A 15,319-nucleotide genomic window follows, 5' to 3' on the forward strand; every position below is an offset into this window, starting at 1 on the left:
GTCGTCCGGGGGCGCGCGCAGCGCGAACCCGGGACCATAACCACAGGATTACGCTATTGCTGTCGACGACAACTCCGAGTCATCGCCAAAAGGGGTTCCTGTGGTTAAGGGTCCCGGATCTGCGCTTACGCTTGTCCGGGACGACAGCGGAGGATGGGGCCGCTCGCACAGCCACCTCGCCCCGCCACAGTGTTACTTCACCGCGTCAAAACACCAGGCCAGAATGCCCTTCTGCGCATGCAGGCGGTTTTCGGCCTCGTCGAACACGACCGATTGCGGGCCGTCGATCACCTCGTCGGTGACCTCCTCGCCGCGATGGGCGGGCAGGCAGTGCATGAACAGCGCGTCGGGCTTGGCCAGCGACATCAGCTTGGAATTGACCTGGTAGGGCTTGAGCACGTTGTGGCGGTGCTCGCCTTCCTTGTCGCCCATCGACACCCAGGTGTCGGTGACGACACAATCGGCATCCTTCACGGCGGCCTCGGGATCGGTGCCGAGCACGATCGGCGCACCGGTGGCCTTGATGAAGTCGCGCATCACCTTCTTCGGGGCGAGCTCCGGCGGGGTTGCGACATTGAGGTTGAACTTGAAGCGCTCGGCGGCATGGGCCCACGACGCCAGCACGTTGTTGTCGTCGCCGGTCCAGGCCACGGTGCGACCTTCGATCGGGCCGCGATGCTCTTCGTAAGTCAGGAGATCGGCCATCACCTGGCACGGATGCGAGCGCCGCGTCAGGCCGTTGATGACAGGCACGGTCGCGTTCGCCGCGAGCTCCAGCAGCGCCTCGTGATTGAGGATGCGGATCATGATGGCGTCGACATAGCGCGACAGCACTCGCGCGGTGTCGGCAATGGTCTCGCCGCGGCCAAGCTGCATCTCGGCGCCGGTGAGCATGATGGGCTCGCCGCCGAGCTGGCGCATGGCAACGTCGAACGACACGCGCGTGCGGGTCGACGGGCGCTCGAAGATCATCGCCAGCGTCTTGCCTTCGAGCGGCTTGACCGGCTGATGCGCCTTCTGCTTCGCCTTCATGGCGGAGGAGGCCGCGAGCATGCTCTTGAGCTCCGACAGCGGCAGCTCGTTGATATCGAGGAAGTGTTTTGGCGTCTTGCTCATCAGCTTGCCGCCCGCTTGTTGCCTGAGAGCGCAGCGCAGGCGCGTTCAAGCCGGCCGACGCTGTCCTCGATCTCGGCTTCGGTGACGATCAAGGGCGGCAGGAAGCGCACGACATTGTCGCCAGCGCCGACGGTGAGCAGTTTTTCGTTGCGCAGCGCTGCGACCAGATCGCCGGAGGGCACCACGGCCTTGATGCCGATCAGGAGCCCCTCGCCGCGGACCTCGCTGACGACATCGGGGTGACGATCGATCACGGAGGCGAGCTTCTGCTTGAGCAGCAGCGACATCTTCTGCACGTGGTCGAAGAAGCCGGGCTTGAGCATGACGTCGAGCACGGCGTTCGCGGCCGAGATCGCCAGCGGATTGCCGCCGAAGGTCGAGCCGTGCGAGCCGGGCCCCATGCCGGTGGCCGCATCCGCGGTCGCCAGCACCGCGCCGATCGGGAAGCCGCCGCCGAGCGCCTTGGCCAGCGACATCACGTCAGGCGTGACGCCGGTGCGGCGGTGGGCGAAGAGATCGCCGGTGCGGCCCATGCCAGTCTGCACCTCGTCGAAGGCGAGCAGCAGGCCCTTCTCGTCGCAGAGCTGGCGCAACGCCCTCAGGAAAGAAGGCGTCGCCGAACGAACGCCGCCCTCGCCCTGGATCGGCTCGATCAGGATGCCGGCGGTCTGCGGACCGATCGTCTTCTTCACGGCCTCGATGTCGCCGTGCGGGATCTGGTCGAAACCGTCCATCGGCGGACCGAAACCTTCGAGATATTTTGCAGAGCCGGTCGCAGCCAGCGTCGCCAGCGTGCGGCCGTGGAAGGCGCCTTCGAAGGTGATGATGCGGTAGCGCTCCGGATGTCCTTTGGAGAAGTGATGATGGCGGACCAGCTTGATCACACCCTCCAGCGCTTCGGCGCCGGAATTGCAGAAGAACACGAAGTCCGCAAAACTCTCGTTGCAGAGACGCGCGGCGAGCTTCTCGCCGTCCGGGCTCTGGAACAGGTTCGACATGTGCCAGAGTTTTGTGGCCTGCTCCTGCAGCGCCTTGACCAGCGCGGGATGGGCATGGCCGAGCGCATTCACCGCCACGCCCGAGGTGAAATCGAGATAGCGATCGCCATTGGTTGCGATCAACCAGACGCCTTCACCGCGCTCAAAACCGATGTCGGTTCTGGCGAAAACGGGGAGCAAGTGCGGCGCTGCGCTGTTAGCCATGATGGTCTCTTTGGATGTTTCGGACGGCCTGAAACTGCGTTGCGCAGCGCATCATTGGTCCGGAAAACGAAACGTGCCGCCTTTTAAGGGCGGCACGCATCACTATCTTATGCTTGGCACCATTGGTGTCAATGCCGCCCGGAAAGCCCCGCGAAACCCAGATTCCGTAGTCTTGCGGTACCGAATTTGCGGGTTTTGGCCACGGAACATGTGGAAGCGAGTCGGCGGACTCTTGCGCGTGAGTCACGCCATATTGTAGCGTCTGGCTTGTCAGATACGACATCTCGTGCAGCGGTTCTGATCCCAAAAGTCCTCATGTACCGGCGTAAACGTTCGGGCGTATCATTGCGCCCGGCGAGCCTTAAGGGATTCTGGCGGCACGGATTTTTCGAGGCTTAGGCATTCGTTGTGCGGCCCCCAGGATGGCAGGCGCGCGGCGAAGGAAAGGGTGCAATGACGGTTTTGACCTGGTCCGACGATCGCGTCGAACAGCTGAAAAAGCTCTGGGAGGCCGGACTTTCGGCCAGCCAGATCGCCGCTGAGCTTGGGAATGTCACCCGTAACGCCGTGATCGGCAAGGTTCACCGGCTCGGCTTGTCGGGCCGCGCCAAGAGCCCGTCTTCGGCAGCTCCGCGGCCGCGCAAGGCGCGTCCAGCGCCGCACATGATGCGGGTGAGCAGGCCCATCGCACGCGGCAATACCGCGCTGGCGCAGGCTTTCGAGGTCGAGGTCGAGGCTGAACCGGTCACCTACGACAACGTGGTACCGATGAGCCAGCGGCTGTCGCTGCTCGAATTGAACGAGGCGACCTGCCACTGGCCGGTCGGCGATCCCTCGAGCCCGGATTTCTTCTTCTGCGGCGGCAAAGCGCTCTCCGGCCTGCCCTATTGCGCCCAGCACTCGCGGGTCGCGTATCAGCCGGCAGCGGATCGCAGGCGGGCCCCGGCGAAGCCGGCGCGCTGAGTTAGTCGGCTTCCAAGACTTCGCCGTCCAAGCGGCGGCGGCTCAACTTGCGACGGCGCTAACTCCCTCCGCCGTCGTCCCGGACAAGCGCGCCTCAAGCGCGCGCAGATCCGGGACCCATAACCACCGCGAGATGTGGTTACGGGTACTCGGAGTTACCTTTTTCGTGCAACAACGACGCCCTGTGGTTATGGGTCCCGGATCTGCACTCCGCTCCAGACAACGCTGCGCGTTGCCAGGAGCTGCGCTTGTCCGGGACGACAGCTGAGATTGCTGCCCCAGCCGAGCTCACGTCAGCCAACCCTACGCCTGCTCGGCCTTCGCGAACCGATCGTCCAGCGCGTAGCCCGCGCCGCGGACGGTGCGGATCGGGTCCTGCTCGCGGCCGAGATTGAGCAGCTTGCGCAGGCGGCCGATATGCACATCGACAGTGCGCTCATCGATGTAGATGTCGCGGCCCCAGACGCTGTCGAGCAACTGCTCGCGCGAGAACACGCGGCCGGGATGCTCCAGGAAGAACTCCAGCAGGCGATATTCGGTCGGGCCGAGATCGATCGGCCGGCCCGAGCGCGCCACGCGGCGCTTTTCGCGGTCGAGCTCGATGTCGCCGAAGGCCAGCACGGTTGCGAGCCGCTCCGGACTTGCGCGCCGCAGCAGGCCCTTCACGCGCGCCAGGAGCTCGGGCACCGAGAACGGCTTGACGATGTAGTCGTCGGCGCCGGTCGCCAGGCCCCGCACCCGCTCGCTCTCCTCGCCACGCGCGGTGAGCATGATGATCGGCAGCTGCTTGGTGTCGGATCGCGCACGCAACCGCCGGCACAGCTCGATGCCTGATAGCCCCGGCAGCATCCAGTCAAGCACGATCAGATCGGGGATGTGCTCCTTGAGGCGGGTGTCGGCGTCGTCGCCGCGCATTACCGTCTCGACGTCATAGCCGTCGCCTTCGAGGTTGTAGCGGAGAAGCTCGGTCAGAGCTTCCTCGTCCTCAACCACCATAATGCGTGCGCCCATCGGGTCGTCGCTCCTTGCGTAATCAGGTGTTCGGGACCGTGGTGGCGAAGGTCGTCATGTCGCCCTTCGGCCGCTTGTCGGTGATCGCCTGGCCTTCGATCATGTAGAACACGGTCTCGGCAATGTTGGTGGCATGGTCGCCGATCCGCTCGATGTTCTTGGCGCAGAACATCAGATGGATGCAGAACGAGATGTTGCGCGGATCCTCCATCATGTAGGTGAGGAGCTCACGGAACAGCGAGGTGCAGATGGCGTCGACTTCCTCGTCGCCCTTCCACACCGCCATCGCCGCCGGCAGATCGTGCGCGGCATAGGCGTCCAGCACCGACTTGACCTGCTGCTGCACGAGGTCGGTCATGTGCTCGAGGCCGCGGAACAGCTTGAGCGGATGGAAATCCGTCTCCAGCGCCGCGACGCGCTTGCCCATGTTCTTGGCGAGGTCGCCGATGCGCTCGAGATCGGTCGCGACGCGCATGGCGCCGACGATCTCGCGCAGATCCACCGCCATCGGCTGGCGGCGCGCGATCGTGAGCACGGCGCGCTCCTCGATCTTCTTCTGCAGCGTGTCGAGCTCGGCGTCGATGGCGACGACGCGCTGGCCGAGCGCGACGTCGCGGCGGATCAGCGCATCGACGGAATCGACGATCATGCGCTCGGCGATGCCGCCCATCTCGGCGACCAGGCGCGTGAGCTCCTGGAGGTCGGTGTCGAAGGCCTTTGCGGTATGTTCAGAACCCATGTGCCGTCTCCTCAGCCGAACCGGCCGGTGATGTAATCCTGCGTGCGCCGGTCGGTCGGCGATGTGAATATCTTGCTGGTGTCGTCGAACTCTATCAGCTCGCCGAGATACATGAAGGCGGTCTTGTCGGAGACGCGGGCGGCCTGCTGCATGTTGTGGGTCACGATCGCGATCGTGTAGTTCTCGGACAGCTCCTGGATCAGCTCCTCGACCTTGGCGGTCGAGATCGGGTCGAGCGCCGAGCAGGGCTCGTCGAACAGGATCACCTCGGGCCGCACCGCAACGGTGCGGGCGATGCAGAGGCGCTGCTGCTGGCCGCCGGAGAGCGACAGGCCGGAGGCGTTGAGCTTGTCCTTGACCTCGTTCCACAGCGCGCCGCCGCGCAGCGCCTTCTCGACGCGGTCGTCCATCTCGGATTTCGAGATCTTCTCATAGAGACGGATGCCGAAGGCGATGTTCTCGTAGATCGTCATCGGGAACGGCGTCGGCTTCTGGAACACCATGCCGACGCGGGCGCGCAGCAGATTGAGGTCGAGCTTGGGGTCGAGGATGTTGGTCTGGTCGAGCATCAGCTGACCGGTGACGCGCTGGCCCGGATAGAGGTCGTACATCCGGTTGAAGATGCGCAGCAGGGTCGACTTGCCGCAGCCCGACGGGCCGATGAAGGCGGTGACCCGGTTGGTGCCGAGCGCCAGGTTGATGTTCTTCAGCGCGTGGTGCTCGCCGTAATAGAAGTTGAGGTTGCGCACCGTCACCTTGGCCGGCGCTTCGGGCAGCATCGGCGCCTGGGGCAGACCGCCGGCCGCGCTCATCGATACGGAAAGATCGGTCATTTTGCGGTCCTCTCGGCGCTGAGAATGCGCGCGCCAATATTCAGGGCAAGAACGGTCAGGGTGATGAGCAGGGCGCCGCTCCAGGCGAGCTGCTTCCAATAGGCGTAGGGGCTCTGGACGAAGTTGTTGATGGTGACCGGCAGGTTCGCCATGGTCTTGTTCAGGCCGAGGCTGAAGAACTGGTTCGACAGCGCGGTGAAGAGCAGCGGCGCGGTTTCGCCGGCGACGCGGGCGGTCGCGAGCAGCACGCCGGTGATGAGACCGGATCGTGCCGCACGATAAGCGATCCGCTTGATCACCAGCGAGCGCGGCAGGCCGAGCGCGGAGGCCGCCTCGCGCAGCGCGTTCGGCACCAGGAGCAGCATGTCCTCGGTCGTGCGCAGCACCACCGGGATCACGATGACGGCGAGCGCGAGCGAGCCTGCGATCGCCGAGAAGCCACGCATCGGCACCACTACGGCGCCGTAGATGAACAGGCCGATGATGATCGAGGGCGCCGACAGCAGGATGTCGTTGATGAAGCGGATCACCGAGGTCAGCTTGTCGTTGCGGCCGTACTCGGCGAGATAGGTGCCGGCAAACAGACCGAGCGGCGCGCCGATGCCGACGCCGATCACGGTCATGATCAGCGAGCCGACGATGGCGTTGCGCAGGCCGCCTTCGGACGAGCCCGGAGGCGGCGTGTCCGCAACGAACAGATCGAGGTTCAACCCCGCCAGGCCGTTATAGAACAGCGTAATCAGGATCAGTGCGAGCCAGGTGACGCCGAAGGCGGCGGCACCAAAGCAGAGCCCGCGGATCAGGATATCCTTGCGGCGGCGGCGTGAGTAAATCGGGTTCATGTTAGTTCCCCGCCTTCTTTTCCAGCCGCATCAGCATCAGCCGGGCGCCGGCCAGCACGAAGAACGTCAGCACGAACAGCAGCAGGCCGAGCAGGATCAGGCCGGACTGGTGCAGGCCGTCGCTCTCGGCGAATTCGGATGCGATCGCCGCCGAGATCGTGGTGCCCGGCGCGAATATCGAGGACGAGATGCGGAACGAGTTGCCGATGATGAAGGTCACCGCCATGGTCTCGCCGAGCGCACGGCCCAGCGCCAGCATGACGCCGCCGATGATGCCGACGCGGGTGTAGGGGATCACCACGCTGCGCACGACTTCCCAGGTGGTGCAGCCGACGCCGTAAGCAGCCTCCTTCAACACGGGCGGCACCGTCTTGAACACGTCGACCGAGATCGAGGTGATGAAGGGCAGCACCATGATGGCGAGGATCAGCGCGGCATTGAACAGGCTGAGATAGGACGGCGGACCTGCGAAGATCGCGCCCAGCACCGGGACGCCGTCAAAGATCTTGATCATGAAGGGCTGAAACGTGTTGGCCAGGAACGGACCCAACACGAAGAAGCCCCACATGCCGTAGATGATCGAGGGGATGCCGGCGAGCAGTTCGATGGCCATGCCGATCGGGCGGCGCAGCCATTGCGGGCAAAGCTCGGTGAGGAAGATCGCAATGCCGAGACCCACCGGAATGGCGATCAGCATCGCGATAAAGGAGGTGACGAGCGTACCATACATCGGTCCGAGCGCGCCGAGCACGGGCGGATCGGCCGACGGCGCCCAACGCTGCGTCCACAGGAACGCGAAGCCGTATTCCTTCATCGCCGGGAAGGCGCCGACGATCAGCGACAGGATGATGCCGCCGAGAATGAGGAGCACCGAGATCGCGCTGAGCCGCGTGATCCAGTAGAAGGTGACGTCACCGAGCTTGAACGCGCTCAAGGCCTTGGCGCGATCATATGGTCCGGCATCGTCGATTACATCGCTCTGAACGGCCATTTCTGCCACGCCGATCCCCTGTACTGACGGTACTTGTTTTTGGGTCACTGGTCTCGTGCCCCGGATGCGGCGCTAGCTGCGAAGCGTTGCGACGCTGATCCGGGGCCTCGTTCTTGCGGGTCCCGGCTCAGCGCAGCAGCGTTTCACGCTGTTGCGCGTCCGGGACACGAGAGGAGAGCGCTCAGCTCTTGATCTCGGCAGCCCAGGTTTTCTCGATCAGCTGGACGACGCTGTCGGGCATCGGGATGTAGTCGAGCTCTTCAGCCGCCTTGCCGCCGTTCTTGAACGCCCAGCGGAAGAACTTGATGGCTTCCTGCGAGGCCGCCTTGTCGGTGGCGTCCTTGTGCATGAGGATGAAGGTCGCAGCGGTGATCGGCCAGGACTTGTCGCCGGGCTGGTCGGTCAGGATGACGTAGTAGCCGGGAGCCTTGGCCCAGTCGGCATTGGAAGCGGCCGCCTGGAAACCTTCGACCGTCGGCTGCACCGGCTTGCCAGCCTTGTTGATGAGGCCGGTGTAGGTCAGCTTGTTCTGCTTGGCATAGGCGTACTCGACATAGCCGATCGAGTTCTTGGTCTGGCTGATGTTCCCCGACACGCCTTCGTTGCCCTTGGCGCCGACGCCAACCGGCCACTCGACGGCGGTGCCTTCACCCACCTTGCTCTTCCAGTCGGCGCTGGCCTTGGAGAGGTAGTTGGTGAAGTTGAAGGTGGTACCCGAACCGTCCGAGCGGCGGACCACGGTGATCGCGTCCGACGGCAGCTTCACATTCGGATTGAGCTTCTTGATCGCGGCGTCGTCCCACTTGGTGATCTTGCCGAGATAGATGTTGGCGAGGGTCTCGCCGTCGAACACCAGCTCGCCGGCCTTGACGCCTTCGAGGTTGACGACGGGAACGATGGCGCCCATCACCATCGGCCACTGGGCGAGGCCGTCCTTCTCGAGCTGCTCGGCCTTGAGCGGCGCGTCGCTGGCGCCGAAGGTCACGGTCTTGGCCTGGATCTGCTTGATGCCGCCGCCTGAACCGATCGACTGGTAGTTCAGGCCGTTGCCGGTCTCCTTCTTGTAGGCATCAGCCCACTTCGAATAGATCGGGAACGGGAAGGTCGCGCCTGCGCCGGTGATATCGGCGGCAAAGGCCGCCGTCGTCGTTGCGGCGACCAAGCCGGCAGCGACGATCGTTTTGATGAAATTCATGCTGGTCTCCATACAGGGGAGCGAAGCGCCATCAGCGCCCGATCGCGCTCCCCGCGCCGCCCCTTTAGGAGCGGTCGGCTGTGCTTTTACGAAGGTTTAGTGACAGTCGGATGACACTCTTAAGCCACTGAAATAGCTTGAATTTCAGCTCGCGGCCGGAGGCTTGGCCTGGGGGAAACAGGCGGTGAAAGTGGCGCCCTGCTTGGGCACGCTTTCGATCAAAAGCCGGCCGCGATGGCGGTTAAGAATATGTTTCACCAGCGATAATCCGAGCCCCGTCCCGCCCTGGGAGCGGCTGTCGCCGACGTCCACCCGGTAGAACCGCTCGGTCAAGCGCGGCAGGTGCTCGGGCGCGATGCCGGGGCCAAAGTCGCGCACCATGACCCGGATTTCCTGAGCTCCATCAGTGGCCGGGGTCGCCGTCAGCGACACGATGACGCGTCCGCCGGAGGCGCCGTATTTGAGCGCATTCTCGATCAGATTCTCGAACAGGCGCAGCAGCTCCTCGCGGTCGCCCGCGATCATGACCGGGGCTTCCGGCAGATGCGTCTCGACCTCGACCTGGCGTTCCCGAGCCAGCGGCTCGAGCCCGTCGGCGACCTGGAAGATGATCGGCAGCAGGTCGACCAGCGTATCCGGCCGCACATGGGCCGACAGCTCCACCCGCGACAGCGACAAGAGATCGTCGATCAGGCGCGCCATGCGGGTGGCCTGATTGTGCATGATGCCGAGGAAGCGCTCGCGCGCCTTGGGATCATCCTTGGCCTGGCCCTGCAGCGTGTCGATGAAGCCGGAGAGCGCGGCCAGCGGCGTGCGCAATTCGTGGCTGGCATTGGCGACGAAGTCGGCGCGCATCTCCTCGACCCGGCGCAGTGGCGTCTGGTCGTGGAAGGTCATCAGCATGCATTTGTCGGCGCCGCCGAAATTGGTCGGCACCGGCACCGGGGTGATGGTCAGCTCCATCCAGCGATCGACCGGGACATGGTCGAGATAGGTCGCGCGCCGCGGCTCGGTGGTCGCAATGGACTCGCGCAGCGCCGTGATGATCTCGGGCGAGCGCAGCGCGAACTGGGCAAGCTCGTTCTTGCGTAGCGCCGGCGCGAGCTGGGCGGCGGCGGTATTGAGATGGATGACGCGGCCGGCGCGGTCGAGCAGGACGGCCGGATCCGGCATGCCGGCGACGACCGCGGCCACCGCCGCGCTTTCGACCGGATTGACCCGGCGGGTGTCGTCGCGCGAGGCAGCGGTATCATGCAGCCGCCAGGGGATCAGCGCAGCAGCAGCGATGCAGAAGAACACCGTCGCCGCCCGTAGCACCGACAATTCGCCGAGCGAGACCACCACCGACAGCGCCAGTGCGGCCGCAATCAGGATGATGGTCGAGTGCCGCAGCCGGTCGGACCAGGGCTGCACCGTGGGAGACGAGGGAGCGTCGATCGCCATCGGGGCGGGCTTCTCCTTGTTGCGTTTTGCGCCGGTCAGGCGCCGCTGTCGCTGCGCTTTCTCACATAAGCGGCTTCAGGCGGTGGGCCTGGATCGAGCTTGAGCGCCGCCTGTTGCAGCCGCTTGGATCGGGCGCCGATGATAACCTCGCGAAACGTCAGCAAGATTACAGAGATGACGAAGGGCGACAGATAATAGAGGACCCGGAACAGCAGCATGCCGCCGAGCAGCTCCTCGCGGTCCATCTGCCAGAGGCCGACCAGCATGGCGGCGTCGAACACCCCGAGCCCGCCGGGCGAATGGCTGGCGAAGCCGAGCAGCGTCGCCGAGACGAAGATGACGGCGACCACGACGAAGCCGAGATTGGGCTCGTCGGGGACCAGCACGTACATCGCGAGCGCGCAGAAGCCGAGATCGATGATGCCGATGGCGATCTGCAGCAGCGTCAGCGGGCCGCCCGGCAGCACCACGGTCCAGGGGCCGCGTCCGACGACCCGTGGCTGGGTCCAGACCCAGACCACATATCCGACCAGCGCTGCGAGGATCATCATCGCAAACGTCCGGTTCAGCCAGGGCGGCAGCTGGTCGATCGCGGCGGCCGCCTCCGGATGATAGGAGATACCGAGACCGAGCACGGCGGCATTGCCGAGCCAGAAGGTGAGGCCGGCGAGGAAGCAGATTTTTGCGACGTCGATCGCGTTGAGGCCATAGGCCGAATAGATGCGGTAGCGTACCGCGCCGCCGGTGAAGACGCTGGCGCCGACATTGTGCCCGATCGAATAGCTGGTGAAGGCCGCGAGCGCGTTGATGCGATAGGGCACGTGTGAATGGCCGATCGCGCGCACCGCAAACAGATCGTAGAACGTCAGCGTGAAATAGCCCGCGGCGACGAACAGCGCGGCCATCGCAATCTGGCGCGGCTCGGTGCTCTTGATCGCCTCGATCACCTCGTTGGTGTCGATGCCGCGCAGCATGTGATAGAGCACATAGCAAGCGATGCCGATGACCGCGACGCTGATCACAACTCCAAGCTTATGCAGGATTTGCTTCTGGCGCAGAAACGTCATCGCCCTGCGTATGGCTTCCAGCATCTAGACCTCGAATAACGCTTCAGCGGCCAGGGTGGCCGGCGAACAGGCGGACGACGCACAGGCACTCAACGAACAAGCACTCAACAAACCCTTGCCGCCGGCTCCGGCCTCGCGCATGCCCCCCGCCCCTCCACTAGCGCGTTTCGAGGCGGAGTGGAATTCGCCAAAGTGAACAAAATCACGTGCCTTCAATATTTTAGGCAGGTTTGCGGGCTCAAGGTGCACGGTTTGGCGCTTTCGGCGGCAAGTTCGATGGCAGGGCTGAAGCGAATCTCCATGGCAATCCTGCGCAGGGGCCGTGAAGTTTTGATGATTTCGACCGGACAATGTTCCGTCACGCCTTAAGGCGAAATCAATCTATGGACGGCACTGGCCTGTTGAAAGAGGGGCGGCCCGCGCCGGCTGGCTGCAGCGCAAACAGCCGCGCGACGAATCGCGCGGCCGAGGCCTGGTCCTGATAATCGGTTGCACCGCGATATCACAGAGGCCGGCGCTGGCGCGGCCGTCCGCCGGCGCGAGGCCGGCGGCGAGCATGCTGTTTAGAGGGAGCCACCCGCTCAGGCTGCGAGTTGCGGACGCACCGCTTCGATGCCGGCAATCCAGCCGGCGACGGAGCGGCCGATCGCCTCAGGATGGTCCTCCTGAAGGAAGTGCAATCCGGCGCCGAGGCGGACATGAGCGCAATGCTTCAACGACGCCGCAAACGTCTCGGCGAACTCCGGCGCCACGAGCGCACCGGGCTCGCCTGAGAACAGCAGCTTTGGATAGGTCGATGCGGCCAACGCAGCATGCGCTGATTGGAGCGCCTCATAAACATCGGCGGGCTCGCCTGCGACCGGCAATTCGCGCGGAAAGGTGAGAATGGGACGGCGGCTCTCCGGCGTCGGGAACGGCGCGCGATAGGGCGCCATCTCGTCATCGCTGAGCTTGCGGACGATGCCGCCGGGCAGCACGCGCTCGACGAAGGCATTTGCCTCCAGGATCATGGCCTCGCCCTCGCCCGGCGTCCTGAATTTCCGGAAGGTCTCACGCGCAGCGTCGGCTTGGTGAAAGTCCTGCCAGGTCGGCATCGGGCGGATGAACTCCATGAAGGCCAGACCGCGCACGAGATCTGGCCGGCGTGCGGCGAGATGAAATGCGAGCGCGGTACCCCAGTCCTGCGCGACGAGATAGGCCGACGTGATGCCGCGCTGCTCGATGAAGGCATCGAGATAGCGCACGTGGTCGAAGAAGCGGTAGGCGATGTCGGGCTTGTCGGATTGGCCGAAGCCGATGAGATCAGGCGCGATGCAATGCGCGACCGGCAACACCAGCGGCAAAATGTTGCGCCAGATGTGCGACGAGGTCGGATTGCCGTGCAGGAACAGCGCGACCGGCGCACCTTCCGCGCCTGTCTCGCGATAAGCCATGCTGCTTCCCAGGACGGACGCTTTACGAATCTCGATTTCGTTTCGCTTGGTCATGTCGTCTCCTTGAACACGGTTTGGAATGCGATGGTCTTGAAACGATCGAGCGCTTTGGGATTGCGGTCGACCTTCATGCGCAGGATCGCGCCCTGCCAGGACGCGAGCAGGAACTCGGCAAGCTCGTCAGGCTCGAACTCGGATGCGATCTCGCCGCTGGTCTGGGCATCCCTGATGCAGGCGGCGAACGGTGCGCGCCATTCGGCGAAGATCGCCGCGAGACGCGCGCGCAACAGCTCACTGCTACCGCTCGCCTCCAGGCTGAGATCGCCGATCAGGCAGCCGCGACCGTAGCCGTCGGCCTCGAGTCGGCCGGTGATGATGTCGAGATAGCGCCTGAGCCGCGCCCGCGGCGTCAGCGCGATGTCGTCGAGGGCCTCGGCGACCAGCCCCCTGGTGACGTCGAAATAGCGGTCGAGCACTTCGGAGGCGAATGCCTCCTTGGAGCGGAAATGGTTGGTGAAGGACCCCTGCGGCGCGCCCGCCGCGGCGGTGACGTCGCGCACGCTGGTGCCGTGATAGCCGGTCCGGAACATGACCTTCAGGCCGGCGTCGAGGATGGCATCTTTGAGTGAGGGCTTTGGCATGGCCGCTATAATACGTACGTACGTATTAATGTCAAGCGCAAACGTGCTCCTCGGCAATCAGCTTACCGATCAGTCAGTTATCGGAGTTTGAGACAATCGATCGCCCGGCAGCGGATCGCGGTTCAGGCCACAGGCTGGCTCCGCGAAACCACCCAATAGCGCAGCCACGCACCGATGGTGCAGCCGACCAGATAGCAGGCGAACAGGACCAGGCCGAGGTCGAGCCAGTAGCCGAAGCGGCCCGGGACCACATGTGCGAACGAGGCCGCAACCAGTCCCGCGACCAGCGCGGCGAGCCAGCGCGCAGTCACCTTCGAGGTGCCGTTGCCGCGCTGGACCACCGAGATCCAGCCCATGCAGAAGCCCAGCATCACCGAGCCGATCAGCCAACCCATATGGAACGAGACAAGATAGGGCATCGTCACCTCACCAGAAATTCGATGCGGCGGTTTTGCGCCTTGCCGTCGTCGGTGTCGTTGCCGGCGACGGGCTGCGTGCTGCCGTAGCCGACCGCGGTGAAGCGGTCCGCTGGCAGGCCGGCCCTGACCAGAAAATCGATCACCGCCTGGGCGCGTTTCTCCGACAGCGCCTGGTTGAAGGCGTCCTCGCCGTCGGAATCGGTGTGACCCACGACCTCGATATTTGTGGTGGGACAACGCAGCGCCGTCTCGATCAGATGATCGAGAATGCCGGCGGAGTCGGGATCGATGTCGGCGCGCTTGGTTGCGAAGCGGATCTTGCCCTTGGCCAGCAGCTCCGAGAACAATTGCTGGCAGACGGTGCCGTCGACCGGCCCCGCCGCGGGCTTCACCGTGATTTCAGGCTTGTATTGCCAGATTTTTGGAAAGTCCTTGCCGAGGCCGGCGCGGATGTCGTTGGCCGCACCTTCGTACAGCGCATCGCCCGACAGCTTCACCTCGCGATCCGACACCACGAGCGTGCCGGTCGACAGCCGCGACAGCGCGCCGAGCGCTGCGACCACCGCGGTGTTGAAGGAGCCGGGAGCACCGACGCTGGCCTTTAGATTGTCGACGACTTTCTCGGTAAAGAATTTTCGCGACGCGCTGGTCTCGATCGCGGCGTGCACATTGTTGTCGGGCACGTAGCCGGTCATCGTCACGGTGGCGGCGACCGGATCCTTGTAGGCCTGGAAGATATAAGGCGGTGCCTTGATCTCGTTGGCGGCGATCGAAAAACCTTCGGGCAGGTTCTTGAGCGCAGCCGCAATCGCTTCGCGGCCGCCGAGGTCGCGCGCCATGCCCGACAGATTGACCTTGGTGTCGGAGATCGTGATCTTGCCGTCCTTCAGCTTGCCGATCTGGTCGAGCAGCAGCATCGCGGCCGCTTCGAACCGCGCCGGCGCGCCGCGGGCCAGGCCCATCTGATCGGCGACCTCGGTCCCATTGACCTCCTTGCGGGCGGCTTCCGTCAGGCGCGCCTTCATCGAAGGCAGCGGCGCGGAGCCCGACAGCGTCACCCGCACCACGTCCCGCTCGGCACTCCAGACGAAGGGCTTTGCTTCGGCAACAAGGCGGGTCTGGTCATCGACCAGCCGTACGCCGGGAACCATCTCGACCGTGGTCACGGCATCGCGGCGCCCCTCGTCGGAGAAGGCGTCCGCGGCCAGGCTGACGTCACGGCCGTCCACCGCGATCCGGGTCTTGTCCAGGACGGTGTCCTTGAGCGCGGCCGAGCTGCGGGCCGACAGGTCGGCCTCGACCGGCAAGGTGTTATTCCAGCCCGCAAATCCCCACATGACGGCCAGGGGAATCAGCCCCGGCCACCATTTGCTGGCCCACCTGAAAAGCATCTGCATTCGACGACCCAAACTCTGGAACCGGAG

General features: G+C 64.6%; 15 protein-coding genes. 1 reads left to right on the plus strand and 14 read right to left on the minus strand.

The annotated features are described in order from the left end of the window. Positions 1-192 precede the first annotated feature (192 nt). The gene (gene argF, locus ABID59_RS18070) at positions 193-1,116 is read right to left on the minus strand and encodes an ornithine carbamoyltransferase (RefSeq protein WP_354084233.1); all 924 of its coding nucleotides are present in this window, start codon (positions 1,114-1,116) and stop codon (positions 193-195) included. Then, on the minus strand, positions 1,116-2,318 hold the full coding sequence (locus ABID59_RS18075; protein ID WP_354084234.1) for an aspartate aminotransferase family protein: 1,203 nt from the start codon (positions 2,316-2,318) through the stop codon (positions 1,116-1,118). Before ABID59_RS18075 ends, argF begins: the two co-directional genes overlap by 1 nt. Positions 2,319-2,771: 453 nt before the next feature. Here ABID59_RS18075 and ABID59_RS18080 point away from each other — a divergent pair, with 453 nt between their 5' ends. Then, a complete protein-coding gene (locus tag ABID59_RS18080) occupies positions 2,772-3,281 on the plus strand; it encodes a GcrA family cell cycle regulator (RefSeq protein WP_148750969.1) in 510 nt (169 codons plus the stop codon). Between the two features lie 303 nt (positions 3,282-3,584). Here ABID59_RS18080 and phoB read toward each other — a convergent pair whose 3' ends face one another. From phoB to ABID59_RS18140, 12 genes are all read right to left on the minus strand, one after another. Continuing rightward, positions 3,585-4,292 (minus strand): phosphate regulon transcriptional regulator PhoB, encoded by a 708-nt coding sequence (gene phoB / locus ABID59_RS18085; protein ID WP_027533133.1) that lies wholly within the window; start codon positions 4,290-4,292, stop codon positions 3,585-3,587. A gap of 22 nt (positions 4,293-4,314) precedes the next feature. Then, entirely contained in the window at positions 4,315-5,031 is a 717-nt protein-coding gene (phoU, locus tag ABID59_RS18090; RefSeq protein WP_148750970.1) for a phosphate signaling complex protein PhoU, read from the minus strand. A gap of 11 nt (positions 5,032-5,042) precedes the next feature. Continuing rightward, positions 5,043-5,864, minus strand: a complete 822-nt coding sequence (gene pstB, locus ABID59_RS18095; RefSeq protein ID WP_148750971.1) for a phosphate ABC transporter ATP-binding protein PstB — start codon at positions 5,862-5,864, stop codon at positions 5,043-5,045. Continuing rightward, a complete protein-coding gene (gene pstA / locus ABID59_RS18100) occupies positions 5,861-6,706 on the minus strand; it encodes a phosphate ABC transporter permease PstA (RefSeq protein ID WP_354084235.1) in 846 nt (281 codons plus the stop codon). The genes pstB and pstA overlap by 4 nt, the downstream gene beginning before the upstream one ends. A 1-nt stretch (position 6,707) precedes the next feature. Beyond that, positions 6,708-7,697, minus strand: a complete 990-nt coding sequence (gene pstC / locus ABID59_RS18105; RefSeq protein ID WP_354031512.1) for a phosphate ABC transporter permease subunit PstC — start codon at positions 7,695-7,697, stop codon at positions 6,708-6,710. A gap of 181 nt (positions 7,698-7,878) precedes the next feature. Next, positions 7,879-8,892 carry a phosphate ABC transporter substrate-binding protein PstS gene (gene pstS, locus ABID59_RS18110; RefSeq protein ID WP_354084236.1) on the minus strand — a complete coding sequence of 338 codons (1,014 nt, stop codon included), beginning with the start codon at positions 8,890-8,892 and terminating at the stop codon, positions 7,879-7,881. A gap of 144 nt (positions 8,893-9,036) precedes the next feature. Next, a complete protein-coding gene (locus tag ABID59_RS18115; protein ID WP_148750975.1) occupies positions 9,037-10,335 on the minus strand; it encodes an ATP-binding protein in 1,299 nt (432 codons plus the stop codon). 35 nt (positions 10,336-10,370) lie between these two features. Continuing rightward, positions 10,371-11,426 carry a putative bifunctional lysylphosphatidylglycerol flippase/synthetase gene (locus ABID59_RS18120; RefSeq protein ID WP_148750976.1) on the minus strand — a complete coding sequence of 352 codons (1,056 nt, stop codon included), beginning with the start codon at positions 11,424-11,426 and terminating at the stop codon, positions 10,371-10,373. A 557-nt stretch (positions 11,427-11,983) separates the two neighbouring features. After that, positions 11,984-12,889 carry a haloalkane dehalogenase gene (locus ABID59_RS18125; RefSeq protein ID WP_354084237.1) on the minus strand — a complete coding sequence of 302 codons (906 nt, stop codon included), beginning with the start codon at positions 12,887-12,889 and terminating at the stop codon, positions 11,984-11,986. Beyond that, positions 12,886-13,476, minus strand: a complete 591-nt coding sequence (locus ABID59_RS18130) for a TetR/AcrR family transcriptional regulator (RefSeq protein WP_187434807.1) — start codon at positions 13,474-13,476, stop codon at positions 12,886-12,888. The genes ABID59_RS18125 and ABID59_RS18130 overlap by 4 nt, the downstream gene beginning before the upstream one ends. Before the next feature lie 122 nt (positions 13,477-13,598). Next, positions 13,599-13,895, minus strand: a complete 297-nt coding sequence (locus tag ABID59_RS18135; protein WP_354031508.1) for a hypothetical protein — start codon at positions 13,893-13,895, stop codon at positions 13,599-13,601. Between the two features lie 2 nt (positions 13,896-13,897). Then, on the minus strand, positions 13,898-15,292 hold the full coding sequence (locus ABID59_RS18140) for an OmpA family protein (RefSeq protein WP_354084238.1): 1,395 nt from the start codon (positions 15,290-15,292) through the stop codon (positions 13,898-13,900). Positions 15,293-15,319: the final 27 nt, after the last annotated feature.

Origin of the sequence: Bradyrhizobium sp. S3.3.6, assembly GCF_040546905.1 — a bacterium.
In the GTDB taxonomy this organism is placed as follows: Bacteria; Pseudomonadota; Alphaproteobacteria; order Rhizobiales; family Xanthobacteraceae; genus Bradyrhizobium; species Bradyrhizobium cytisi.

What these genes read in the sequence shown, in the direction of transcription:
- pstS (WP_354084236.1), bottom strand. Translation starts at nt 8,892, where the DNA reads ATGAATTTCATCAAAACGATCGTCGCTGCCGGCTTGGTCGCCGCAACG.
- phoB (WP_027533133.1), bottom strand. Translation starts at nt 4,292, where the DNA reads ATGGGCGCACGCATTATGGTGGTTGAGGACGAGGAAGCTCTGACCGAG.
- ABID59_RS18130 (WP_187434807.1), bottom strand. Translation starts at nt 13,476, where the DNA reads ATGCCAAAGCCCTCACTCAAAGATGCCATCCTCGACGCCGGCCTGAAG.
- pstB (WP_148750971.1), bottom strand. Translation starts at nt 5,864, where the DNA reads ATGACCGATCTTTCCGTATCGATGAGCGCGGCCGGCGGTCTGCCCCAG.
- argF (WP_354084233.1), bottom strand. Translation starts at nt 1,116, where the DNA reads ATGAGCAAGACGCCAAAACACTTCCTCGATATCAACGAGCTGCCGCTG.
- ABID59_RS18140 (WP_354084238.1), bottom strand. Translation starts at nt 15,292, where the DNA reads ATGCAGATGCTTTTCAGGTGGGCCAGCAAATGGTGGCCGGGGCTGATT.
- ABID59_RS18075 (WP_354084234.1), bottom strand. Translation starts at nt 2,318, where the DNA reads ATGGCTAACAGCGCAGCGCCGCACTTGCTCCCCGTTTTCGCCAGAACC.
- ABID59_RS18080 (WP_148750969.1), top strand. Translation starts at nt 2,772, where the DNA reads ATGACGGTTTTGACCTGGTCCGACGATCGCGTCGAACAGCTGAAAAAG.
- pstA (WP_354084235.1), bottom strand. Translation starts at nt 6,706, where the DNA reads ATGAACCCGATTTACTCACGCCGCCGCCGCAAGGATATCCTGATCCGC.
- ABID59_RS18115 (WP_148750975.1), bottom strand. Translation starts at nt 10,335, where the DNA reads ATGGCGATCGACGCTCCCTCGTCTCCCACGGTGCAGCCCTGGTCCGAC.
- ABID59_RS18125 (WP_354084237.1), bottom strand. Translation starts at nt 12,889, where the DNA reads ATGACCAAGCGAAACGAAATCGAGATTCGTAAAGCGTCCGTCCTGGGA.
- phoU (WP_148750970.1), bottom strand. Translation starts at nt 5,031, where the DNA reads ATGGGTTCTGAACATACCGCAAAGGCCTTCGACACCGACCTCCAGGAG.
- pstC (WP_354031512.1), bottom strand. Translation starts at nt 7,697, where the DNA reads ATGGCCGTTCAGAGCGATGTAATCGACGATGCCGGACCATATGATCGC.
- ABID59_RS18135 (WP_354031508.1), bottom strand. Translation starts at nt 13,895, where the DNA reads ATGCCCTATCTTGTCTCGTTCCATATGGGTTGGCTGATCGGCTCGGTG.
- ABID59_RS18120 (WP_148750976.1), bottom strand. Translation starts at nt 11,426, where the DNA reads ATGCTGGAAGCCATACGCAGGGCGATGACGTTTCTGCGCCAGAAGCAA.